Here is a 23,377-nt window from a genome sequence, read left to right on the forward strand (position 1 = left end):
CCAAGGGACACTGTGGCTCAATCGACGGAGCCCGCTATGAACCTTTTCCTGTATTTACTCACCGTGGTGATCTGGGGCACCACCTGGATCGCCCTCAAGTGGCAATTGGGCGTCGTGGCGATTCCCGTGTCGATCGTCTACCGCTTCGGCCTGGCGGCGCTGGTGCTGTTTGCGCTGTTGCTGCTCAGCCGCAAGTTGCAGGTGATGAACCGGCGCGGGCATTTGATCTGCCTGGCGCAAGGGCTGTGCCTGTTCTGCGTTAACTTCATGTGCTTCCTGACCGCCAGCCAGTGGATCCCGAGCGGTCTGGTAGCAGTGGTGTTTTCCACCGCCACCTTGTGGAACGCCCTCAATGCCCGGGTGTTTTTTGGCCAGCGCGTAGCGCGCAACGTGTTGATGGGCGGCGCACTCGGCCTGCTGGGGCTGGGCTTTTTGTTCTGGCCGGAACTGGCAGGGCATACCGCCAGCCCGCAGACCTTGCTCGGCCTGGGCCTGGCATTGTTGGGGACCATGTGTTTCTCGGCGGGCAATATGCTTTCGAGCCTGCAACAGAAGGCCGGGCTCAAGCCGCTGACCACCAATGCGTGGGGCATGGCCTATGGCGCGGCGATGCTGGCGACTTACTGTGCGGTGCGCGGCATTCCTTTCGACATGGACTGGAGTGCACGGTATATCGGCGCTTTGTGGTACCTGGTGATTCCGGGGTCGGTAATCGGCTTTACCGCCTACCTCACCCTGGTTGGGCGCATGGGGCCGGAGCGGGCGGCGTATTGCACGGTGTTGTTTCCGGTGGTGGCGCTGAACGTGTCGGCATTCGCCGAGGGTTACCAGTGGACCGCCCCGGCGCTGATGGGGTTGGTGCTGGTGATGTTGGGGAATGTGTTGGTGTTCAGGAAGCCTCGGCCGGTTCAGCCAATCTTAAAGGCAAAAGCTATCTAATGTGGGAGCTGGCTTGCCTGCGATAGCGGTGGATCAGTCAAAGTTGAGCTAGCTGACCCATCGCCATCGCAGGCAAGCCAGCTCCCACATTTAATTGAGGTGATCGTCCTATTTCATTCCAAGGCGCTTGGCCATGCGGCCGAGGTTGGCGCGGTCCAGGCCGAGTTCGCGGGCGGCGCTGGCCCAGTTGTGCTGGTGGCGTTCCAGGCTGGCGCTGATGATTTGGCGCTGGTAATGCTCGGTGGCCTGGCGCAGGTCGCCGGTCACGGCCAGCGGCGCTTGCAGCGTTTCTTCGATGGCTGGCGCGCTGACGTCCGGCAGGTCCAGGTCCTGGGCGCTCAGGCTCAGAATCTTCGGCCGCTCGCGGCAGTTACCCAGGGCTTTGAGCGCACTGCGCCCGATCAAATGTTCCAGCTCCCGCACATTGCCCGGCCAGTTATACGCCAGCAGCGCGGCTTTTGCGTCGCTGGTCAGGCGCAGGCTGCCCAGGCCCATGCGCGAACGGTTCTGCTCCAGGAAGTAGCCCGCCAGCAGCAACACATCCCGCCCGCGCTCGCGCAGCGCCGGTACTTGCAGCGGGTACACGCTCAGGCGGTGGTAGAAGTCCGCGCGGTAGCGGCCATTGCGCACTTCTTCGGCGAGGTCGCGGTTGGTGGCGGCGATCAGGCGCACATCCACTTGGTGTTCCTTGTCCGAACCGAGGCGTTGCAGCTGGCCGCTTTGCAGCACGCGCAGCAATTTGGCCTGCACGGTCAACGACAGTTCGCCCACTTCATCCAGAAACAAGGTGCCGCCATTGGCCAGCTCGAACTTGCCGCGGCGTTCATTCAACGCGCCGGTAAAGGCGCCGCGCACGTGGCCGAACAGTTCGCTTTCAACCAGGGTTTCCGGCAGCGCGGCGCAGTTGAGGCTGATCAGCGGCTTGTCCGCACGCGGTGACGCGGCGTGGATGGCTTGGGCGACCAGTTCCTTGCCTACCCCGGTTTCGCCGGTGATCAGCACGGTCAGGTCGCTGCCGCCCACCAGCTTGATCTCCTCGACCAGGCGCTTGTGCGCCTTGCTCTGGCCGATCATTTCCTTGTGCTGCTGGCCGCTGGCCTGGCGATAGATCTCGGCGCGCTGGTGCTCGTCTTCGGCGCGCAATGCCAGGCGTTCGATGCGTTCGGCGACATTGACCGTGGCCGCCGCCAGGCTGGCAAAGGCTTGCAAGGCATCCAGCTCGACGCGTTCGAAACGCTCGGTGTCCAGCGCATCGAGAGTCAGCAAGCCCCAAGGCTGGTCGTCGATAAACAGCGGGCAGCCCATGCAATCGTGGACTTCCAGGTGCCCGTGCAGGCCGTCGACCAAACCGTCGTAGGGGTCGGGCAGTTCGCTGTCGCTGTCAAAACGGGTAGGGCCGGGGCTGCTCAGCAACACTGCAAAGCGCGGGTGCTCGCTGATCTTGAAGCGCCGGCCAAGGGTATCGGCGCTCAAACCATCCACTGCCAGCGGCACAAGCCACTCACCGTCCAGGCGTAACAACGCGGCGGCATCGCACGGCAGCAGTGCGCGCATGGCTTGCAACAGGCGTCGATATCGCTCGCCCTCGGGCAGCTCGCGGGACAGGTCGGCGACCAGAGGCAGCAGGGTGGTGAGCAGCGATTGTGCAGTCATAATGACTCCTTGTAGTCCTTATGACTATAAAGTGTAGGGTGTCTTACTGACTACAAAATATTTAAGTAATTGAAATATAACGATTAATAAGTTGGCACGAATACTGAGTAGATGAAGGTCATCAGTAAAGAGACCCAGGAGTCTGCCATGCTTAGTGCCCAAGACCGTGCCATCGTCAAATCCACTGTGCCCCTGCTGGAAAGCGGCGGCGAAGCGCTGATCACGCATTTTTACCGCATGATGCTCAGCGAATACCCGGAAGTTCGCCCGCTGTTCAACCAGGCCCACCAGGCCAGCGGTGACCAGCCCCGCGCCCTGGCCAATGGCGTGCTGATGTATGCGCGGCATATCGACCAGTTGGACCAACTGGGTGACCTGGTCGCCAAGATTATCAACAAGCACGTGGCCTTGCAGATCCTGCCGGAACACTACCCGATTGTGGGCGCCTGCCTGCTGCGCGCCATCTCTGAAGTGCTCGGCAGCGAGATCGCCACGCCTGAAGTGATGAATGCCTGGGGCGCGGCCTACGGCCAATTGGCCGACATCCTGATTGGCGCCGAAGCGGCCATCTACGACGAAAAAGCCCAGGCGCCGGGCGGCTGGCGCGGTGCGCGGCCATTTCTGCTGGTCAAGCGCGTGGAGGAGAGCGACGAAATCATCTCGTTCTACTTTGCGCCTGTGGATAACGGCCCAATCCTGCAAGCCGCGCCGGGCCAGTACATCGGCATGAAGCTGCTGCTGGACGGCGAAGAAGTGCGCCGCAACTATTCCCTGTCGGCCTTGAGCGATGCGGGCCTGTACCGCATCAGCGTCAAACGCGAGGCCGGTGGGCGGGTGTCCAACTACCTGCATGACCAGCTGCACGTCGGTGCAACCATCGACCTGTTCCCGCCATCGGGTGAGTTCACCCTGGCGGCCAGCGATAAACCGCTGGTGCTGATCAGCGGCGGGGTGGGCATTACCCCAACATTGCCAATGCTTGAAGCGGCCCTGGCAACCGAGCGCCCGGTGCACTTTATCCACTGTGCGCGCAACGGCGGTGTGCATGCGTTCCGTGATTGGGTCGATGCCCTGGCAGCCAGGCACCCGCAGCTCAAACGCTTTTATTGCTATGCCGAGGACGATGGCGTGAGCCCGGCGGCGGACAAGGTTGGGCTGTTGAGCCAGGAGCAATTGGCGGCGTGGTTGCCGCAGGAGCGTGACCTGGATGCGTACTTCCTGGGGCCTAAAGGCTTTATGGCGGCGATCAAGCGTCACCTGAAGGCGCTGGGTGTGCCGGAGCAGCAGGCGCGCTACGAGTTCTTCGGCCCGGCGGCGGCGCTGGAATAACGCGGTTAAAAATGTGGGAGCGGGCTTGCTCGCGAAGGCTGCGTGTCAGTTGACTCATAAGTGACTGATCCACCGCTTTCGCGAGCAAGCCCGCTCCCACATTGGGTTCTCTATTTATCCCGATTAATCCGCAGTTAACCCCTCTCTGTTTTAACCATGCTCTGTGTGTAAACTTGCCGGCATTGGCACAACGACAAAGGGAAAATGGGGATGAGTGACGAATTGCGTTTAGGCAGGGAGCGGCGCTTTCTGTTGTTGCTGGGCATCATCTGCCTGGCGCTGATCGGCGGTGCGCTGTATATGCAAGTGGTATTGGGCGAGGCGCCGTGCCCGCTGTGTATCCTGCAGCGCTACGCGTTGCTGTTGATTGCGATCTTTGCCTTCATCGGCGCCGCCATGCGCCGCAAAGGCGCGGTCACTCTGTTTGAAGGGCTGGTAGTACTCAGTGCCCTGGGCGGCGTCGCTGCCGCAGGCCACCACGTGTATACCCAGTTCTTCCCGGAGGTGAGCTGTGGCGTCGATGTGCTGCAGCCGATTGTCGATGAACTGCCGCTGGCCAAGGTGTTCCCACTGGGCTTCCAGGTCGACGGCTTCTGCAGCACGCCGTACCCGCCTATCCTTGGCCTGTCGCTGGCGCAGTGGGCGCTGGTGGCGTTCGTGTTGACGGTGATCCTGGTGCCGCTGGGCATCTACCGCAATCGCCAACGCCAGGCCTGAGCCTGTTCCCCAAAACGCCTCGGTCTTCCTTGAAGGAAGTCCGGGGCGTTTTTGGTTGTAGGGATTTGTGAAAGGGCCGTGACGAGGGGCAACAATAGGTGTGCACAGCGTGCGACATGTTGTCACACGGACGCTGTCGCAGGACATTTCTGACCCACCAAACCGCCGCCTAAATTTGCACCCGAAGGCTAAATTGTGCTGTCAGTTCATCGTTTGGGCAATGCCGCGAATGTCACGCCGCCCCAGCCATTGGGTGATGTCCGAATGCCTTGTTTTATGGGGGCTTGGATCCGTTTTACAAGCCCTTGCAAGGTGTAAGGGAAGTGGCGTTATGCCCAATAACACGGCAATTTTTGTGGTTTTTGTTGAGAATCGAACACGATAAGATCGCGAACCTTTGCAGGTTTAGTGAAGGATTGTTGCTGTAATCGATAAAAATTATTTCTTTATAAGACATGGTTTATACATCGCTAGCTAACTACAATCGCCCGCACTGAATGTCCTGTGCTGTTCAATATTTGAGCACTGGAGCGGTCGAGGGGCAGATGGACGGCTCTGTGCGACCCCAAGGTTCCGGCAGCCTTTCAACTATCCGCACCAAATGGAATTGGTCTGTAACAAGGCCTTTAACCACGAAATCGAATAAGAACTCACCGCAGGTCCGTGAAACGTACAGTTATGGCGTGACGGGCAGGCTCTTATTCAATCGAAGAGAAATGCCAACCCTTGGCAGGGTGAAGTGTTGGCGATCAAAACCCAACTGCATTGCGCAAGCTGCTTTAGAGGTCGTGAGATGAGTAAAAACAGGTACCCCCGATTACTAGGCTTTTTGCCGCTGATTGGCATGCTGTTAATGCTGGGAGGCTGCAAGTGGACCTTGATGGACCCAAAAGGACAGATCGGTCTGGATCAACGAAACCTGATCATCACCGCTACCCTGCTGATGCTGCTGGTCGTGGTCCCTGTGATCATCATGACCTTCGCCTTCGCCTGGAAATACCGCGCGTCGAACACCAGCGCTACCTACGCGCCTAAGTGGTCGCACTCCACCAAGATCGAAATCGCCGTGTGGCTGGTGCCGGTCCTCATCATCATCGCCCTGGGTTACATCACCTATAAGTCGACCCACGAGCTGGACCCGTACCGTCCGCTGGAATCCAACGTCAAGCCGATCAACATCGAAGTGGTCGCGCTGGACTGGAAGTGGCTGTTCATCTACCCGGACCTGGGTATCGCCACGGTCAACGAGATCCAGTTCCCGGAGAACACTCCGCTTAATTTCCGAATCACCTCCGATGCCGTGATGAACTCGTTCTTCATCCCTGCACTGGGCGGCCAGATCTACGCGATGGCAGGCATGCAGACTCGCCTGCACCTGATCGCCAACGAGAAAGCTGAAATGGAAGGCATCTCCGCGAACTACAGCGGCGCTGGCTTCACCGGCATGAAATTCAAAGCGATCTCGACGAGCCAGGAAGACTTCAACGCCTGGGTAGCCGCAGTCAAGGCCGCACCTAAACAGCTTGATCAAGCTGAATACGACGCCCTGACCAAACCAAGCCAGAACAACCCAGTCGCTCTGTACTCCGCGTTTGAGCCGGACCTGTTTCAGAAAATCGTCGACAAGTACGAAGGTATGAAGCCAGGCAAGCCGGTCAAGCACGAGAAGAAAGAAGTGGCCGTGGTTGAAGGTTCTGACACGGGCTCGCATTCAACTGCTGGGGCAGAGGAGTAAACGATGTTTGGTAAATTAAGTTGGGATGCGGTCCCGTTCCACGAGCCGATCGTAATGGTGACCATCGCCATGATCGCGCTGGGTGGTCTGGCACTGTTTGCTGCAATTACATATTTCAAGAAATGGACCTACCTGTGGACCGAGTGGCTGACGTCTGTCGACCACAAGAAAATCGGTGTCATGTACGTCATCGTTGCCATGGTCATGCTGCTGCGTGGTTTTGCCGACGCCATCATGATGCGTACCCAGTTGGCCATGGCCACCGAGGGTTCGCCTGGCTACCTGCCGCCTGAACACTATGACCAGATCTTCACCGCTCACGGTGTGATCATGATCATCTTCATGGCGATGCCATTCTTCACCGGCTTGATGAACCTTGCCTTGCCGCTGCAGATCGGTGCGCGTGACGTTGCCTACCCGTTCCTGAACTCCCTGAGCTTCTGGCTGCTGGTTTCCGGCGTGGTGCTGATCAACCTGTCCCTGGGCGTCGGCGAATTCGCCAAGACCGGTTGGGTTGCGTATCCGCCATTGTCGGGCATTCAGTACAGTCCGGGCGTGGGTGTGGACTACTACATCTGGGCGCTACAGTTATCAGGACTCGGGACGACGCTAACGGGGGTCAACTTCCTGGCCACCGTCCTGAAAATGCGCGCCCCTGGCATGAAACTGATGGACATGCCGATCTTCACCTGGACCTGCACCTGGGCCAACGTCCTGATCGTGGCCTCGTTCCCGATCCTGGCCGCTACCATGGCGCTGCTGTCGCTTGACCGTTACTTGGATTTCCACATTTTCACCAATGAACTTGGTGGCAATCCAATGATGTACGTGAACCTGTTCTGGGCATGGGGTCACCCTGAGGTGTACATCCTGATCCTGCCAGCGTTCGGTATCTTCTCTGAAGTGATCTCGACCTTTACCGGCAAGCGCCTGTTCGGTCACCACTCGATGGTTTACGCATCGGGCGCGATCTCGGTACTGGGCTTCATGGTTTGGCTGCACCACTTCTTCACCATGGGCTCGGGGGCCAGCGTCAACGCCTTCTTCGGCCTGGCGACAATGCTGATTTCCATCCCGACGGGGGTGAAGCTATTTAACTGGCTATTCACCATCTACCACGGCCGTCTGCGTATCACCAGCCAGGTTCTGTGGACCCTGGGCTTCATGGTGACCTTCGCCATCGGCGGCATGACCGGCGTACTGCTGGCCATCCCGGGTGCTGACTTCGTACTGCACAACAGCCTGTTCGTGATCGCGCACTTCCACAACGTGATCATCGGTGGTGCTGTATTCGGCTACATCGCAGGCTTCAGCTTCTACTTCCCGAAAGCGTTCGGCTTCAAGCTGCACGAAGGTTGGGGCAAGGCTGCATTCTGGTTCTGGATCTCGGGCTTCTTCGTCGCGTTCATGCCGCTCTATGCTTTGGGCTTCATGGGCATGACCCGTCGTCTGAACGCCACTACCAACCCTGAGTGGGTGCCGTACCTGTACGTCGCCATGTTCGGTGCGTTGATGATCGCTGCCGGTATTGCCTGCCAGCTGATCCAGCTGTACGTGAGTATCCGTGATCGCAAGCAGAACGCCTGTGACTCCGGTGACCCATGGAATGGCCACACCCTGGAATGGTCGACTTCGTCGCCACCACCGTTCTACAACTTCGCTGTGATCCCGACTGCGAACACCATTGATGCGTTCACCGAAGCCAAGGAAGACGGTACTGCGTACCAGAAGCCTAAGCACTACGAGCCGATCCACATGCCGAACAACACCGCCACTGGCGTGGTGATGGGCGCGCTGTTGACCGTGTTCGGTTTCGCGATGATCTGGCACATCTGGTGGCTGGCAATCGTGGGCCTGGTAGGCACTATCGGTTACTTCATCATTCACGCTGCCCGTGATGATCAAGGCTACATGGTGCCGGTCGAGACGATCGAACGCATCGAAGCCGAGCAACACGCTCGCCTGGTAGCCGAGAAGAAAATTCCGGCCAACCGTGTAGAAACCTCGTTGGAACAGGCTTAAACCATGTCGAACTTAGTGACCAATGCTGGACACGCCCATGTCGATGACCATGGGCACGATGACCATCACCACGACTCGGGGCCAATGACCGTATTCGGTTTCTGGCTCTACCTGATGACCGACTGCATCTTGTTTGCGTCGATCTTCGCGGTGTACGCGGTACTGGTAAACAACGTAGCGGGTGGCCCGTCGGGCCACGACATCTTCGAACTGCCTTACGTGCTCGGCGAAACCGCCTTGCTGTTGTTCAGTTCGATCACCTACGGCTTCGCCATGCTGGCCTTCTACAAGGGCAGCAAGAAAGGCGTACTGAGCTGGTTGGCACTGACCTTCCTGTTCGGCCTGGGCTTCATCGGCATGGAGATCAACGAGTTCCACCTGCTGATCTCCGAAGGCTACGGCCCGCACCGTTCCGGCTTCCTGTCCGCGTTCTTCACGCTGGTAGGCACCCACGGTCTGCACGTATCTGCCGGCCTGCTGTGGATGGCGGTGATGATGTATCAGGTCAATAAACACGGCCTGACCAACACCAACAAGACTCGCCTGAGCTGCCTGAGCCTGTTCTGGCACTTCCTGGACGTGGTCTGGATCTGCGTATTCACCGTCGTTTACTTGATGGGGACTCTGTAATGGCTAATGCACACTCCCATGACCATGACAGCCATGATGCGAGCCACGGCAGCGTAAAGTCTTACGCTATCGGCTTCATCCTGTCGGTCATCCTGACCCTGATCCCATTCGGCCTGGTGATGTACCCAACCTTGCCGAAGTCGATCACCTTGATGATCGTCCTGGCGTTCGCGGTGATTCAGGTTCTGGTTCACCTGGTGTACTTCCTGCACCTGGATCGCTCGAAAGAGCAGCGCGATAACGTGATTGCGTTCGTGTTCGCAGGTCTTGTGATCCTGCTGCTGGTTGGCCTGTCGATATGGATCATGTTCAGCATCCATACGTTCATGATGGCGAAGTGAGGTAAGACCCGATGTCGCTTAAGCACTTTATCCAAATCACCAAACCGGGGATCATTTTCGGTAACGTGCTTTCTGTGGCAGGCGGTTTCTTCCTGGCCTCCAAGGGGCATGTCGATCTGGCCATTTTTCTGGCTGCGATGATCGGCACGTCCCTGGTGGTAGCTTCCGGTTGTGTGTTCAACAACTGCATCGACCGTGACATCGACTTGAAGATGGAACGCACCAAGAATCGTGTGCTGGTGCAGGGCCTTATCTCCCTGAAACTGGCACTGATCTACGCGACCGTCCTGGGTGTTGCCGGTGTGGCCCTGTTGTACAAGGTGGCCAACCCGTTGGCGGCGCTGTTTGCCGTGATCGGTTTTGTTATCTACGTCGGCCTTTACAGCCTGTACCTCAAGCGCAAGTCGGTTCACGGCACGCTGGTGGGCAGTCTGTCGGGGGCGATGCCGCCGGTGATTGGTTATGTGGCTGTGACCAATAGCTTCGACATGGCTGCGCTGGTGCTGCTGGTGATGTTCAGCCTGTGGCAGATGCCGCACTCCTATGCCATCGCAATCTTCCGCTTCAATGACTACCTGGCTGCGTCGATTCCGGTGCTGCCGGTTAAACGTGGCATTCAGGTAGCCAAGAAACACATCCTGCTCTACATCCTGGCCTTCCTCGTGGCGACCTTGATGCTGACCTTCAGTGGCTACGCCGGCATGAGCTACCTCGCCGTCGCTGCCGCCATGGGCATGTACTGGTTGTACATGGCCTGGACCGGCTACAAGGCGGTGGATGACACCGTCTGGGCGCGCAAGCTGTTCGTGTTCTCGATCTTCACCATCACCGCGCTCAGCGTGATGATGTCCCTGGATTTCCAAGTGCCGAAAGAGCTGTTGCTGACCTACGCACACTGAGTCATCGAGCAACAAAAAGCCCCGCCTTCGCAAGAAGCGCGGGGCTTTTTATTGAGTGGCCTTTAAACTATTCCCACATTCTACAAATGCAGGAAGCAACGTGATGACTAAAAAAGCCGTGATGGTATTCAGTGGCGGGCAGGACTCGACCACCTGCCTGATCCAGGCGCTGGGGCAGTATGACGAAGTGCACTGCATTACCTTCGATTATGGCCAGCGCCATGTGGCCGAAGTTGAAGTCGCGCAGAAGCTGGCCAAGCAGTTGGGCGCCACCGTCCACAAGGTGATGGACGTGTCTTTGCTCAATGAGCTGGCGATCAGCAGCCTGACCCGCGACAACATCCCGGTGCCGACCGTGAACAGCTCGGGCGAAAGCCTGCCGAGCACGTTTGTGCCGGGTCGCAATATTCTGTTTCTGACCCTGGCGGCGATCTACGCCTATCAGGTCAAAGCCGAAAGCGTGATTACCGGTGTGTGCGAAACCGACTTCTCGGGTTACCCCGATTGCCGCGATGACTTTGTCAAAGCGCTGAACACCGCGCTCCAACTGGGCATGGACTACACGCTGCGCCTGGACACGCCGTTGATGTGGCTGAACAAGGCTGAAACCTGGGCGCTGGCTGATTATCACAACCAATTGGAGCTGGTTCAGCACCAGACCCTGACCTGCTACAACGGCATCATCGGCACCGGCTGCGGTAATTGCGATGCATGCAACCTGCGGGCGCGGGGCTTGAATGAGTATTTGCAGGATAAAGCGGGTGTGATGAGCAGCCTGAAGCAGAAGTTGCAACTGAGCTAGGGTCAGGGCCGCAAGCAGTACTCGGCCAAAATGTGGGAGCGGGCAAGCCCGCTCCCACATTCAGATCACATTAACCACCCTATTAACGGTCAGGCAGCGCTACCGGTAATCCAGCGTTTGAACAACGCACGCGCGCCATAGGCCGGCAGGATATTGAAAAACGCAAAGCCGACTTTGATCGCGATCTGCACGTAGATCATGCTCAAGATGTCACTGGTCTGCATCGCGCCATAGAACGCAATAAAGCAGAACAGGAAGCTGTCGATAATCACCGCAAAAAACGTACTGAGGAAAATCCGCAGGTACAGGTATTTGGAGTTGGTCAGTTCCTTGATCTTGCACAGCAAGTAGGAGTTTATATTCTCCGACACCAGGAACGACACCGAGGACGCGACCAGTACCGAGGACACCTGAATGATCACGTCGTTGTAAGGGCCATCGAGTTTCCAGCCCGGCAAGCCTGGCAGAAACGTCGAGCCGTAGAGCAGGATGATGATCATCGCGTTACTGGCGAACGCAAACAAAATGGCGCGTCTGGCCAGGCGCAGGCCGAATTGCTCGTTGAGCAGATCCACGATCAAAAACGTCAGTGGGTACAGAAACGTGCCCGGCGTGACGATGATGCCCATCGACTCCAGGTAAATAGGCTTGGTCGCGGCAATGCTGGTGAAGATATAAAACGTGAATAGCAACAGGTTCAGGATGATGTAGATCATCCAGGAGTTTTCGTTGCGGTCGTTTATATCGTAGGCCGTCAGCGTCCCTCCCTGGGAATAAAACTTCTTGTACATGTTCTTAACTTCCATTTTATTGAGGTTGTCCATGATTTCGCTGTTGACGACTTCACTCAGCTTCATCCTGATGACCTTGCCGGTGGCGATCACCATGATCACCGCCAGGCTCTTGTCATTCTCAAAGCCCAGCAGTTTGTATTTGCTGTTTTCGATGCCCGCTTCATAGGTTGTCATTGAAGCGCTCCTCAATGATGTCGCCGATCACGCACAGGCGCTCTGAGCCAACGCAGGCTTCAAGGGTGATAAACATTTTCTGGGTAGCCCGGTCGTACACCAGCTTTTCTTTGCCCAGGGTTGACGCGCCTTTTTGCACGATCAACAAATCACCCGGCTCGTTGATGCCGGGAATACCCCGTTCCAGGCGCACACCGATCAGGTTGTAGGAAGAACCGAAGTAGTAGGTCAGCGGATACAGCGTGGCCAATTCGCCAATGCGCTTGTCCAGGTTCTGGATAACCAGGCTTTCCTTGAGCACCGGCACGGCGGCCGGGTTCATGTTGCCCTGTGGGGAAACACTGCTCTCGATGATTTCCTTGGCTTCAAAATCGAGGGTCTCGATTTCATCGTAGGAGACGCCGAAGAAGTCCGAGATCTTGCGGACTGTGGACTGCTGCACGTTGACGACCTTGCCTTCCAGGATGTTGTAGATGGTGGTCCTGGTCAGGCCGGCAGCATTGGATAACGACAACTGCGTCTCGCCGCGGCTTTTGATCAAGTACTTGATGTTGCTCTTCAAGTGCTCGGTTTTTTCGCGTCTGTGTATCACGTGCTCACCACTTCCTTTTAGTCGTTAACGTCCATTGTTTGCGCAGCCACAACAAGGGAGCGCCCGTTCCGGGGGCGCTTCTGATTTTGCGGCGGCGGGAGTGTTGCATGCGTGGGGCCTAACAATAAAGTCCGGATGCGCGGCTTGCGTACTTTTGATGGGCTTGGCGCCGGAGAAATGAACATTTGATTTGGAAAATGTTTAATTTCCTGTTTAATTAACCCTCTCGGTTCAGGACGGACCGGCACGCAACGCCCAGGAAGGGACCCGCACTGATGGCATTCAATACCGTACCCCTCAAAGACCAGGCCGACCTGCTGCGTCATGGCCTGGCGGATCTGCGCGCAGAAGACTTCGAACTCGCCAGCCTGCTGGATGCTGAAGTCACTCGCCAGCATCGCACCCTCTCACTGGTGGCTTCTTCCTGCGCGGTCAAGCCACGCACCTTGGTCGCCTGCGCCTCCGCACTGGTCAATGTGAGCGCCGAAGGCACGCCCGGTAAACGCTATCGTACCGGCTGCGAAAATGTCGATTTGGTTGAATCCCTGGCCATCCGCAGAGCGCGGGAGTTGTTCGACGCGCATTACGCCGGCGTGCAGCCTCATTCGGCGTCCAACGCCATATCCCAAGTGCTTTCGGCGCTGCTTGAGCCGGGCGATACGCTACTGGGTATGGCCCACGACCATGGCGGTGAACTCACCCTTGGCAGCCCGGCGGTGTTCACCGGGGCGTATTACAAGGCCATCCGCTATGGCACCACCGGCGAAGGCCTTATCGATTATGAGCAGGTGCGCAGCCTGGCCCTGGCCCATCGCCCACGCATCATTATTTGTGGTGCGGGCGCGTACTCAAGGGTGGTGGACTTTGAGCGCTTTCGCGCGATTGCCGACGAGGCGGGCGCCATCCTGCTGGCGGATATTTCCGCTATCGCCGGGTTGGTGGTGACAGGGCGCCATCCGAGCCCGATCAACGCTGCACACGTCACCATCACCTGCACGCACAAGCAATTGGGCGGCCCACGGGGTGGGTTGATTCTGTGCGGCCGCGACGCCGAGACCAAGGTGCCCGGCCTTAAATCAACGTTCAGCCGCGTGCTGGATCAAGCCGTGTTCCCGCGTATGCAAGGCGCACCGGCGATGAACATGATCGCGGCAAAAGCGGCGGCCTTGGGGTATGCGAAGTCAGCAGAGTTTGATGCCTGTATGGAGCGTGGCCGTGCGCTTGCCGATGAAGTGGCCAGTGCGTTTGCGGCTCAGGGTTACGAAGTGGTGGGCGGGCGCAGTGAGAACCATACGGTGCTGATCCGGTTGCAGGGCGCCATGACCGGCGCCATCGCCGAGGCGGCCCTGGAGGCTTGCGCCATTGTGGTGAGCAAGCACCGCGTACCGGGCGAGACACGTTCGAAGTTGGTCACCAGCGGTTTGTGTCTCGGCACCGGCTGCATGGCGCAACGCAATTTCGATGCCGACGGCTGCCGGCAGGTGATTGAGCTGATTTGTCGGGTGTTGGAACACGTCACCCCGCTGGGCGAACAGGACTATCGCCTTGAGCCTGAGGTGCGCGAGCAGGTGCGCACGGCGGTGGAAGCCTTGTGCATGAATTACCCGATCGCCGACTACCTGGAGGGTTGATCACCGCGCCGGTGGCTAAATCAGCTGAACGCCTTCTCGTCATACTTCTTTGTACGAACCGTGAGAAACCATCACCCGTCTACAAGGAGTCGCTCCATGTTCAGCGTAAGTCGTCGGTCTCTTCTCGCCTTTGGCGCGGCTCTGCCGGTGCTGGGCCGCCTGGACTGGGCGGTGGCCAGCCCGCCACCGGCCCCGGCGGACACGGTGCGACTCAACTACAACGAAAGCCCCTACGGCCCTTCAGCCGCCGCCCGCGAGGCGATGCAGCGTGGCATCGGCCTCTCCGGGCTGTATCCCTATGGCTACATGTACGGCTTGGCAGAACAGTTCGCTGAAGCGCAGGGGCTTGCCGAAGAACAGGTCGCTGTATTTGCCGGCTCCATGGCCGCCCTGCGCTACGCCGTGTTGGCGTTTACCAGCCAGGCCCGTGGTCTGGTGATGGCCACGCCGTCTTATGAAGTGCCACGCCAGGCCGCCGAAGCGTGGCAGGCGCCAGTCCACGAAGTGAGCCTCAATACCGAGCATGCCCATGATGTGCCGGCCATGCTTGCCGCCGACCCGCAGGCGGGCATGCTGTACCTGTGCAACCCCAACAACCCGACTGGCACGCTGACGCCCACCGAAGCGATCCGCCAGGCGCTGGCGAATAAACCCAAAGGCTGCGTGCTGGTGGTGGACGAGGCCTACATCGACTTCTGTGACGCACAAAGCTGCGTGAGCTGGGTCAAGGACCACGACGACTTACTGGTGCTGCGCACCTTCTCGAAAATCTACGGCATGGCCGGCGCGCGCCTGGGCCTGGCGATCGGACACCCGGCGTTGCTGGAAAGGCTGGCGGTGTTTGGTGGCGACAATGTGCCGGCGGCGTCCACGTTGCTCGGTGCCCGGGCAAGCCTGGACGACCTCAAGCTGGTGCCGCAACGCAAGGCGCTCAACGCCCAATTGCGCGATGAAACCATTGCCTGGCTAAAGGGGCGTGGTTTTACCTGCACAGTGTCGCAAAGCAACTGCTTCATGATTAACGTGAAGCAGCCGGCAGAACAGGTCATCGAGAAGCTGGCTGCACAGGGCGTATTGGTCGGGCGGGTGTGGAAGGATTGGCCGCAGTGGGTGCGGGTGACGGTGGGCAACAAGCAGGAAATGGCGCGGTTTCGCGAAGTGTTCGCGAGTCTTTAAAGCAACACAAAACCCATGTGGGAGCTGGCTTGCCTGCGATAGCAGCACCTCGGTCTATCAGGCAAACCGAGGTGATGCTATCGCAGGCAAGCCAGCTCCCACCTTTTGAGCAATGCGTTACTGCTGCTGCGCGATGCTGTACCCATCAAACGCTGTCTGCTGCTGCAACGCAGTAATCACACTCTTGCGGCTCAACGGCTGCTCGGCGCCGGCGTTATCCACAAAGCTCTCGGTTTCAAGCTCAGCCTCATCGCCTTCACCCACAAAGCTGAAGCCCAAAAACTCGAACGCCTCGCGGTCAACGTTGAGCTTGGAGCGCGGCGTGCGCAGCGGCAGGGTGACGCTGATGCCATCCTTGCTGATCACAAACACTTCGGCTTCTTTCTTGGCCCGTGCAGCCTTGCCCTTGCCGGCGCTCGGGTTGCTGATGGCCTGGTGAGACTGGTTCAGCACCTTGAGGGCCAGGCCGTAGACCAGCTCCTGGAACTCGGGGTCGTCCTTGAAACTGGAGAGGATGCGGCTGATCGAGAACTTACTGCTCAGGTCTTCGAGGGCGATGTTATCGGCCGCTTCGGCATCCTTGAGTTGCTTGAGCTGGCCCATCAGGTCGTAGGCCTTGTCGTCGTCGAAGGCGTCATGGGCCTGGCGGATGGCCACGCGCAGTTCGCGGATCTGGTCGCTTTCCTTGGAGGTGTGGAACGCGTCCAGCACCATCTCGCTGATGATCTTGGCCGCAGGCACATGCTGTGAAAGATTGATGGCGTTTTCGTATTCGGCCTTCGATTGCAGGGCGGCTACGGATTCTTCGGCGGCGTGTTCGGTGTAAGAATCAGACATTGAAATTTCACTACTTCAGTAAGCGGGAACAAAAAAACGTCGCGCATTTTCGGCGGCCACGCAGGTCAGGTCAAGGCAGCACACTGCCCATATCGCGGCGCAATGCGCTCAGCGCCCGCTGCAAGCGCACGGCCCGCCCGCAGAACAGACCAACGGTAAACCCCGACACACCGCCGACGGCCAGCAACATCTCAGGCGTGCTCAACAGCAGCGGGTGCACGGCCTGCTGATAGCCGAAGTAGTACTTCACCGCAAAGAACAGCTGCGAGATCAGCAGGGTTTTCCAGGTGCCCGCCAGTACCAGCGTTTCGCCATCGGCATCGAGCCGGGCGCCATCGGCGTTAAACAGCAACATCCCCATCAGGCAACCTGCCAGCACACCGCCGACCCAGGCACCACTCGACAGCAATGAAGGCTCCAGCGACATCAGCGACCACACCACCAGCACCACCGGCAAAATCAACAATGAGCGGCGATTCCCGCGCCCGCCCAGGCAGGCCTTGATGCCGTAATAACAAATCCACAGGTAGATGGCGTACACCCACAGGGGCGTGCCTTGGAGGATATCGAGCATGGGTGCTTCCTTGCAGTAATGCGTCGGGTACTTTCAGGAGAGGAGCAGATCAGGCGATGTGAGCTCGGTCAGTAATGATAGCGGCACATCAAAATTTGTACTTCATCCTCCTCAATACCATAAACAAGTCGATGCTCGGCAGTGATTCTGCGGGACCAGAAGCCACTCAGGTTGTGTTTGAGAGGTTCAGGTTTGCCGACCCCATCAAAGGGGTCTCTTTGGATCGCTTTGATCAGCAGGTTTATACGCTTGAGGCCTGCCTTGTCGTTTTGTTGAAACCAGAGGTAGTCGTCCCAGCCTTCAGGGGTAAAAAGTATTTTCATTCTTCAATCAACCGCCTTGGCTTGGCTTTACCTGCTCGCAAGCTGTTGACTGAGTTGATGAGACGTTCAGCATTTTTTGGCGAACGCAGCAGATAGGCTGTCTCTTCAAGAGCATTGAATTCTGACAGCGAGATCATCACCACCGGCTCGCCTTTTTGTCGTGTCACCAGCAGCGGGATGTGATCTTCGTTAACTCGGTCCATCGTTTCGGACAAATGAGCGCGGGCTTTGGTGTAGTTGATAGTTTCCATGCAGGTCTCCTCATTGATGGCTGAAACGTACAGAAATGCGTACATGTCTACAAGGGGCATCCTATCAACGGTCACGCGCTTGGCGTTGTCATCATTTCAGTGCTGACCCACATCAACACCCCCCACCGCAAAACCCTTTACAACACAAAGGCCTGATGAACCCATAAAAACAACCGCTGGCCTGCGCCGAGGGGACTACTCCACGCCAGGTTATTAAAGGATTAATGCGATGGCCTTTTCATTGTCCCGCCTGGCCTTGCTGGGGGCGACGCTGTGTCTTGCGCTACCTCTGCACGCCACCCCAACCCAAATCGAACAGGGTAAATACGTGGCCCAACTGGGCGACTGCATCGCCTGCCATACCGCCAAGCAAGGCCAGGTGATGGCTGGCGGGCTGGAGCTGAGCACGCCGATGGGCACGATCTATTCGAGCAATATCACGCCGGACCGCGCCACCGGTATCGGCAACTACGGCTTCGAGCAGTTCGACAAGGTGATGCGTGAAGGCGTGACGCCGGCGGGCATGAACCTTTACCCGGCGATGCCGTATCCGTCTTACGCGAAGATGAGCGACGAGGACATGCGCGCCCTGTACGCCTACCTGATGCAAGGCGTGGAGCCGGTGCAACAGGCCAACCTTGAGGCGGACATGGGCTTCCCGTTCAATCAGCGCTGGGGCCTGGCGCTGTGGAATTTTGCCTTTCTCGACAAGCAGCCGTTCCAACCCGACCCACAGCGTAGCGAAGTGCTCAACCGTGGCGCCTATCTGGTCCAGGGCCTGGGGCATTGCGGCTCATGCCACACGCCACGGGGCATCGCTTTCCAGGAAAAAGCCATGAGCGATGCGGGCCGCAGTGGCCGGCATTACCTGGCCGGGGAAACCGTCGAGCACTGGCGCGCCCTGAGCCTGCGCAACCTGTGGACGGTGCCAGACACCGTGCAACTGCTCAAGACCGGGCAGAACCGCTTTGCCACAGTCGCCGGCAACATGGCCGATGTGATCCACCACAGCACCCAGCATTTCAGCGATGACGACCTCACGGCCATCGCCAGTTACCTCAAGTCTCTGCCGCCAGGCAAAAATGACCTGCCAATGCCATCGGTCGCCCAAGCACCTGCCGCACCGCCAGCCGACTTGTTCACCAGCCGTGGCGGCCTGGGTTACATGCAGTTTTGCAGCGACTGCCATCGCAGTGACGGCGCCGGGGTCAAAGGCCTGTTTCCACCCTTGGCGGGTAACCCGAGCGTTGCCTCGAATAACCCGACTTCGCTGTTGCATATCACGCTGACCGGCTGGGAGACTGCGCAAACCGCCGCCCACCCACGGGTCTACACCATGCCCGGGTTCAGCCGGCTGGCCGATCAGGAAATCGCCGAGATCCTGACGTTTGTGCGCACCCGTTGGGGCAACGCAGGCACGCCTATCAGCGCCGCCCAGGTGAAGACACTGCGCGACCAACTCAACCCTGCCACCACTGATTCGTCGGCCTTCGAAACCCCAAGGCTGGCGGATTTGCTCGCCGCACCGAACGCCGACCAGGTTGTTCGCGGCATGCGCCTGCACCTGCAAACCAAGGCGCTGCTGCCGGATAACGTCGGCAATTCGCTTAACTGCACCAGTTGTCATCTCAACGCTGGCACCGTGGCGGACGGTTCGCCGTTTGTAGGCGTGTCGGCGTTCTTCCCCAGCTACGCGCCGCGTGCGGGCAAGGTGGTCACGCTGGAGGAGCGCATCAATGGCTGTTTCCGCCGTTCCATGAACGGCAAGCCACTGGCGCCGCAGTCGGCGGATATGCAGGCGATGGTTGCGTATTTTGACTGGATGAAAAACAACACCCGCCCTGAAGATAAAGTCGCCGGGCGCGGCGTGGGCAAGATCGATCCGGCGATCAAGCCCGACCTGGACAACGGCAAGCGGGTGTATGCCAAGCAATGTGCGGTGTGCCATGGCGATAACGGCCAGGGCCTGGCGCGTGCCGACGGCGAGCTGGTGTACCCGCCACTGTGGGGCGAGCAGTCGTTCAACATCGGCGCCGGTATGGCACGGCCTTACACCGCGGCGGCGTTTGTGAAGCGCAACATGCCGATCGGCTTCCACGAGAAATTCCCGTTGGGGCAGGGCGGTTTGTCGGACCAGGACGCGGTGGACGTGGCGGCGTATTTTTCTGGCCAACCGCGCCCGGACTTCCCGGACAAGGTCAAAGACTGGCCCAACGGCGGCAAACCGGTGGATGCGCGCTATTAAGCCAGCTGCTTAAGGCAGTCCTCAAGAATATCCAGGCCTTGCTCCAGCACCGCAGGCTCAGTAGTCAGCGGTGCCAGCAGGCGGATGATATGCCGCGATTTGCCGCTGGGCATCAGCAGTAAGCCGGCATCGCGCGCCAGGCTCAGCAGTTGGTTCAGTTGCTGAGGCGCGGGCGTGCCGTCGGCATGGGCCAGCTCGATGCCACGCATGGCGCCCACGCCGGTCAGGCGACCCAGGTAGGGCGACAGTTGCTGCTCGCGCCAGGCGGCATAACGGCGGACGATCGCGGCCTCTTGTTGTGAACCCCAGGTTTGCAGGTGTTCATCAGTCATCGCGTCCAATGTCGCCAAGGCCGCCGCACACGCAATCGGGTTACCGGAGTAGGTGCCACCCAGGCCGCCTTTGGGCAAGTTGTCGAGCAGCGCCTTACGCCCGACCACCGCGCCCAATGGCACGCCACCGGCGATGCTTTTGCCGAGCAGGATCAGATCCGGTTCGATGCCCAGGCGCGAGAACGCAAAACGCTGGCCGGTACGCCCGAAGCCGGACTGGATTTCATCGGCAATCAGCAGGATGTTCTTCGCATCACAGAGGCGGCGCAGGGCCTGGGCGAATTCGATGTCCAGGGCCAGAAAGCCGCCTTCGCCCTGCACCGGTTCGATGATGAAACAGGCCACATCGTTGATGTCGATTTCCACACTGAACAGACGGTCCATGGCCTTCAGGGCTTCGGCGCAGGTCACGTCGTTATCGGCGCTGGGGTAGGGCAGGTGATACACCGGGCCAGGCAGCACACCGACTTTTTGCTTGTACGGCGCTACCTTGCCATTGAGGTTAAGCGTGGCCAGGGTGCGGCCGTGGAAGGCGCCATCAAAGGCGATCACCGCCGTGCGGCCGGTGGCGCCGCGCACGATTTTCAAGGCGTTTTCCGCCGCTTCCGCGCCGCTGTTGGTGAGCATGCCGCTCACCGCGTAATCCACCGGGATAAACGCACAAACGCGATCCATCAGCTCGATGTAGGGCGCGTGCGGCGCGGCGTTGAACGCATAGTGGGTAAGCCGCGTGGCTTGTTCGCGAATCGCCTCCACCACACCTGGGTGACAGTGCCCAAGGTTAAGCACGCCAATGCCACCGACAAAATCGATATAGCGCTTGCCCGTGGTGTCCCACACCTCGGCATTTTTACCGTGGCTGAGGTTGATGGGGTGAACGATGGAAATCGACTGGCTGATGCTTTCGCGGCTCATGAATCGGGGACTCGGCAATGGCGGGCGTGTATTTATCTAAGCCGCGCGCCCAGGCTTGCCGCAAACGAAATAAAGTCGCCGGGTCATTCCAAATCGGAAGGAGCTGTTGCCTAAAGGTCGTTTGTGGCCACGCTGCAAACCTGACAATACTGCCGGGCAACCTCAGAAACCGGCGCGGGCAGTGCGGCGCCGAATAATAAAAGATACACAGGGAGTGCCTCGCATGAACCACCTTAAAACGATCCTCGCCGCCACGGCCGTTGCGCTTGCCGGCAGCGCCCACGCGGGTGTGACTCTGGACGCGATCCAGAAAAAAGGCTTTATCCAGTGCGGCGTCAGTGACGGCCTGCCGGGCTTCGGCGTGCCGGACAGCCAGGGCAAGATGACCGGACTCGATGTGGACGTGTGCCACGCCGTTGCCGCCGCCGTGTTCGGCGATGCGTCAAAAGTGAAGTTCACCCAGTTGACCGCCAAGGAGCGTTTCACCGCGCTGCAATCGGGCGAAATCGACCTGATTTCGCGCAACACCACTTGGACCAGCTCACGCGATTCCGGCATGGGCCTGGTGTTTACCGGCGTGACCTATTACGACGGTATCGGCTTTCTGGTCAACCACAAGTTGGGCGTGACCGGCGCCAAGCAACTCGATGGCGCGACCGTCTGCATCCAGGCCGGCACCACCACCGAACTCAACGTTTCGGACTTTTTCCGCACCCACGGCATGAAGTACACGCCGATCACCTTCGACACCGCCGATGAGAGCGCCAAGGGCCTGGAAGCCGGACGTTGCGACGTGCTCACCACCGACCAGTCGGGCCTGTATGCCCAGCGCATCAAGATGGCCCACCCGGATGAGTTCGTGGTGCTGCCGGAGGTGATCTCCAAAGAGCCGTTGGGGCCGCTGGTGCGCAAGGGCGACGATGAGTGGTTCAGCATCGTCAAGTGGACCCTGTTTGCCATGCTCAATGCCGAAGAAATGGGCATCACCTCGCAAAATGTCGAGGCCCAGGCCAAATCCACCCAGAACCCCGACGTTGCACGCCTGCTCGGTGCAGACGGCGATTACGGCAAAGACCTGAAGTTGCGCAAGGATTGGGTGGTGCAGATCGTCAAACAGGTGGGTAACTACGACGAGGTATTCGAACGCAATATCGGCCAGGGCAGCGTGCTGAAGATCAAACGCGGGCTCAATGCGTTGTGGAGCAATGGCGGCATCCAGTACGCACCGCCGGTGCGTTGACTGAGCGCTGCCTTAAGTGGGAGCTGGCAAGCCAACTCCCACATCACTCCGAGACCACATCCTTGCCCGCCGCCTTGGACCGGTACAGTGCCTGATCGGCACGTGCCATCAGGGCGGCGGGCGTTTCGCCCATCCGCCGCTCCACTATGCCCAGGCTCAGGGTGACTTTGAAGTCGCCTACGGCGGGCATCTCGGCGATGGCCTGACGGATACGTTCGGCCAATTGCCTGGCGGTATCCAAGGTGCTTTTGGGCAGGACCACCATAAACTCATCGCCGCCCCAGCGTGCGAGCAAGTCGCCTTGGCGCATACAGGTTTCCAGGCTGTCTACCACGCTCACCAGGGTCTGGTCGCCGACGCCATGACCATGTTTGTCGTTGATCGGCTTGAAGTCATCGATATCCATGGCCACCAAGGCCAGCGGTACGCGGAAGCGCTCGGCACGGTCGCACGCCTCCAGCAGCACCTTCTCCAGGCGATAACGATTAGCGGTGCGCGTCAGGGCGTCCTGTTCGGCCAGGGAGCGGTTCTCGTCCAACTGCAATTGCAGTTGCTGATTAACCCGTGACAACTCAAGGGTGCGTTCGGCCACCAGCGCTTCCAGCGACTGGTTGCGCTTTTGCAGCTGTTCGATAGAGATTTTGCGTGTATGGATATCGCGGTGCGCGCCGACCATGCGCGCCACGGAATTGTCGGGGTTACGTGCAATGACGTAGCCACGGTCTTCGATCCACAAGTAAGAGCCGTCAGCCTTGCGGCACCGATACTCGGCCTGGTAATAGGGCGCGCGCTGGCTGATGTAGTCATCAAAAACGGCCATTACGCGTGGGTAATCGTCGGGGTGGATCACATTCTCCCAGGTGAACACACTGTTCTCCAGGGAGTGGCGGGGGTAGCCAAGCATCATGTACCAGCCGGGGCTGCGGTACACGAACCCCGTGTTGGCATTCCAGTCCCAGATACCGTCGCTGACGAGTTCCATCACCGCATGCAACATGTCGGCGTTGAGTTCGGAAAAGTGATTGAGCAGCGGTTTATTGCCGGATGTCTCGTTCATCTGTGCGCTTCCCTGCCGATGCTGGCTCCTACGGCCAGTCTTCATTGATGCCGGTACACCGTGGCTGAGGTTACTCTACATCGCGGCTTGCGCGCTTTGAATAGGCTGAATGTGCTGCTTTAGTGGTGTGGCGATAGGCCATTAATCAGCAGGCGAAGAGACATACGTT

At 59.0% G+C, this 23,377-nt stretch carries 22 protein-coding genes; 13 read left to right on the plus strand and 9 right to left on the minus strand.

All coding sequences use genetic code 11. The features are described 5' to 3' along the window. Positions 1–36: 36 nt before the first annotated feature. Entirely contained in the window at positions 37–939 is a 903-nt protein-coding gene (locus FFI16_RS01555; protein ID WP_138813895.1) for a DMT family transporter, read from the plus strand. Positions 940–1,047: 108 nt separating this feature from the next. Here FFI16_RS01555 and norR read toward each other — a convergent pair whose 3' ends face one another. Then, positions 1,048–2,592, minus strand: a complete 1,545-nt coding sequence (gene norR, locus FFI16_RS01560) for a nitric oxide reductase transcriptional regulator NorR (protein ID WP_138813896.1) — start codon at positions 2,590–2,592, stop codon at positions 1,048–1,050. A gap of 147 nt (positions 2,593–2,739) precedes the next feature. On the opposite strand from norR, the gene hmpA reads away from it, so the two are divergent. The 8 genes from hmpA to queC all read left to right on the plus strand — a co-directional run bounded on the left by hmpA (position 2,740) and on the right by queC (position 11,067). Next, on the plus strand, positions 2,740–3,921 hold the full coding sequence (gene hmpA / locus FFI16_RS01565; RefSeq protein ID WP_138813897.1) for an NO-inducible flavohemoprotein: 1,182 nt from the start codon (positions 2,740–2,742) through the stop codon (positions 3,919–3,921). 210 nt (positions 3,922–4,131) lie between these two features. Continuing rightward, positions 4,132–4,638, plus strand: coding sequence for a disulfide bond formation protein B (locus FFI16_RS01570; protein ID WP_138813898.1), 507 nt, complete (start codon positions 4,132–4,134; stop codon positions 4,636–4,638). A 793-nt stretch (positions 4,639–5,431) separates the two neighbouring features. Further along, positions 5,432–6,373: a ubiquinol oxidase subunit II gene (gene cyoA / locus FFI16_RS01580; protein ID WP_026013527.1), complete on the plus strand. Its 942-nt coding sequence runs from the start codon at positions 5,432–5,434 to the stop codon at positions 6,371–6,373. Positions 6,374–6,376: 3 nt separating this feature from the next. Continuing rightward, on the plus strand, positions 6,377–8,395 hold the full coding sequence (cyoB, locus tag FFI16_RS01585) for a cytochrome o ubiquinol oxidase subunit I (RefSeq protein WP_138813899.1): 2,019 nt from the start codon (positions 6,377–6,379) through the stop codon (positions 8,393–8,395). 3 nt (positions 8,396–8,398) lie between these two features. Continuing rightward, positions 8,399–9,025, plus strand: a complete 627-nt coding sequence (locus FFI16_RS01590; RefSeq protein ID WP_056858318.1) for a cytochrome o ubiquinol oxidase subunit III — start codon at positions 8,399–8,401, stop codon at positions 9,023–9,025. Continuing rightward, positions 9,025–9,366, plus strand: coding sequence for a cytochrome o ubiquinol oxidase subunit IV (gene cyoD / locus FFI16_RS01595; RefSeq protein ID WP_010206434.1), 342 nt, complete (start codon positions 9,025–9,027; stop codon positions 9,364–9,366). The genes FFI16_RS01590 and cyoD overlap by 1 nt, the downstream gene beginning before the upstream one ends. A gap of 11 nt (positions 9,367–9,377) precedes the next feature. Beyond that, complete coding sequence (cyoE, locus tag FFI16_RS01600) at positions 9,378–10,265, plus strand: heme o synthase (RefSeq protein ID WP_017135069.1); 888 nt, start codon at positions 9,378–9,380, stop codon at positions 10,263–10,265. Between the two features lie 103 nt (positions 10,266–10,368). Continuing rightward, positions 10,369–11,067: a 7-cyano-7-deazaguanine synthase QueC gene (gene queC, locus FFI16_RS01605; RefSeq protein ID WP_138813900.1), complete on the plus strand. Its 699-nt coding sequence runs from the start codon at positions 10,369–10,371 to the stop codon at positions 11,065–11,067. A gap of 89 nt (positions 11,068–11,156) precedes the next feature. On the opposite strand, the gene FFI16_RS01610 is transcribed toward queC, so the two are convergent. Both FFI16_RS01610 and FFI16_RS01615 read right to left on the minus strand, forming a co-directional pair. Continuing rightward, on the minus strand, positions 11,157–12,035 hold the full coding sequence (locus FFI16_RS01610; RefSeq protein WP_138813901.1) for a queuosine precursor transporter: 879 nt from the start codon (positions 12,033–12,035) through the stop codon (positions 11,157–11,159). Further along, complete coding sequence (locus tag FFI16_RS01615; protein WP_081321445.1) at positions 12,022–12,627, minus strand: helix-turn-helix transcriptional regulator; 606 nt, start codon at positions 12,625–12,627, stop codon at positions 12,022–12,024. Before FFI16_RS01615 ends, FFI16_RS01610 begins: the two co-directional genes overlap by 14 nt. A gap of 275 nt (positions 12,628–12,902) precedes the next feature. Here FFI16_RS01615 and glyA point away from each other — a divergent pair, with 275 nt between their 5' ends. Both glyA and FFI16_RS01625 read left to right on the plus strand, forming a co-directional pair. After that, positions 12,903–14,258, plus strand: a complete 1,356-nt coding sequence (gene glyA / locus FFI16_RS01620; protein WP_138813902.1) for a serine hydroxymethyltransferase — start codon at positions 12,903–12,905, stop codon at positions 14,256–14,258. Between the two features lie 96 nt (positions 14,259–14,354). Then, on the plus strand, positions 14,355–15,434 hold the full coding sequence (locus tag FFI16_RS01625; RefSeq protein ID WP_138813903.1) for a pyridoxal phosphate-dependent aminotransferase: 1,080 nt from the start codon (positions 14,355–14,357) through the stop codon (positions 15,432–15,434). A gap of 117 nt (positions 15,435–15,551) precedes the next feature. Here FFI16_RS01625 and FFI16_RS01630 read toward each other — a convergent pair whose 3' ends face one another. From FFI16_RS01630 to FFI16_RS01645, 4 genes are all read right to left on the minus strand, one after another. Further along, a complete protein-coding gene (locus FFI16_RS01630) occupies positions 15,552–16,271 on the minus strand; it encodes a hypothetical protein (RefSeq protein ID WP_138813904.1) in 720 nt (239 codons plus the stop codon). A 70-nt stretch (positions 16,272–16,341) separates the two neighbouring features. Beyond that, positions 16,342–16,845 carry a DUF6622 family protein gene (locus FFI16_RS01635; RefSeq protein WP_138813905.1) on the minus strand — a complete coding sequence of 168 codons (504 nt, stop codon included), beginning with the start codon at positions 16,843–16,845 and terminating at the stop codon, positions 16,342–16,344. A gap of 68 nt (positions 16,846–16,913) precedes the next feature. Beyond that, entirely contained in the window at positions 16,914–17,168 is a 255-nt protein-coding gene (locus tag FFI16_RS01640; RefSeq protein ID WP_099489640.1) for a Txe/YoeB family addiction module toxin, read from the minus strand. Continuing rightward, positions 17,165–17,419, minus strand: a complete 255-nt coding sequence (locus tag FFI16_RS01645; RefSeq protein ID WP_138813906.1) for a type II toxin-antitoxin system prevent-host-death family antitoxin — start codon at positions 17,417–17,419, stop codon at positions 17,165–17,167. Before FFI16_RS01645 ends, FFI16_RS01640 begins: the two co-directional genes overlap by 4 nt. 229 nt (positions 17,420–17,648) lie before the next feature. Here FFI16_RS01645 and FFI16_RS01650 point away from each other — a divergent pair, with 229 nt between their 5' ends. Beyond that, positions 17,649–19,664 (plus strand): c-type cytochrome, encoded by a 2,016-nt coding sequence (locus tag FFI16_RS01650; RefSeq protein WP_138813907.1) that lies wholly within the window; start codon positions 17,649–17,651, stop codon positions 19,662–19,664. On the opposite strand, the gene FFI16_RS01655 is transcribed toward FFI16_RS01650, so the two are convergent. Further along, the gene (locus FFI16_RS01655) at positions 19,661–20,911 is read right to left on the minus strand and encodes an aspartate aminotransferase family protein (protein ID WP_138813908.1); all 1,251 of its coding nucleotides are present in this window, start codon (positions 20,909–20,911) and stop codon (positions 19,661–19,663) included. The two genes, FFI16_RS01650 and FFI16_RS01655, sit on opposite strands and share 4 nt — an antisense overlap. Positions 20,912–21,134: 223 nt before the next feature. Here FFI16_RS01655 and FFI16_RS01660 point away from each other — a divergent pair, with 223 nt between their 5' ends. After that, on the plus strand, positions 21,135–22,151 hold the full coding sequence (locus FFI16_RS01660) for an amino acid ABC transporter substrate-binding protein (RefSeq protein WP_138813909.1): 1,017 nt from the start codon (positions 21,135–21,137) through the stop codon (positions 22,149–22,151). 43 nt (positions 22,152–22,194) lie between these two features. On the opposite strand, the gene FFI16_RS01665 is transcribed toward FFI16_RS01660, so the two are convergent. Beyond that, on the minus strand, positions 22,195–23,208 hold the full coding sequence (locus FFI16_RS01665) for a sensor domain-containing diguanylate cyclase (protein WP_138813910.1): 1,014 nt from the start codon (positions 23,206–23,208) through the stop codon (positions 22,195–22,197). Positions 23,209–23,377 lie beyond the last annotated feature (169 nt).

The organism is Pseudomonas sp. KBS0710 (assembly GCF_005938045.2).
GTDB lineage: Bacteria > Pseudomonadota > Gammaproteobacteria > Pseudomonadales > Pseudomonadaceae > Aquipseudomonas.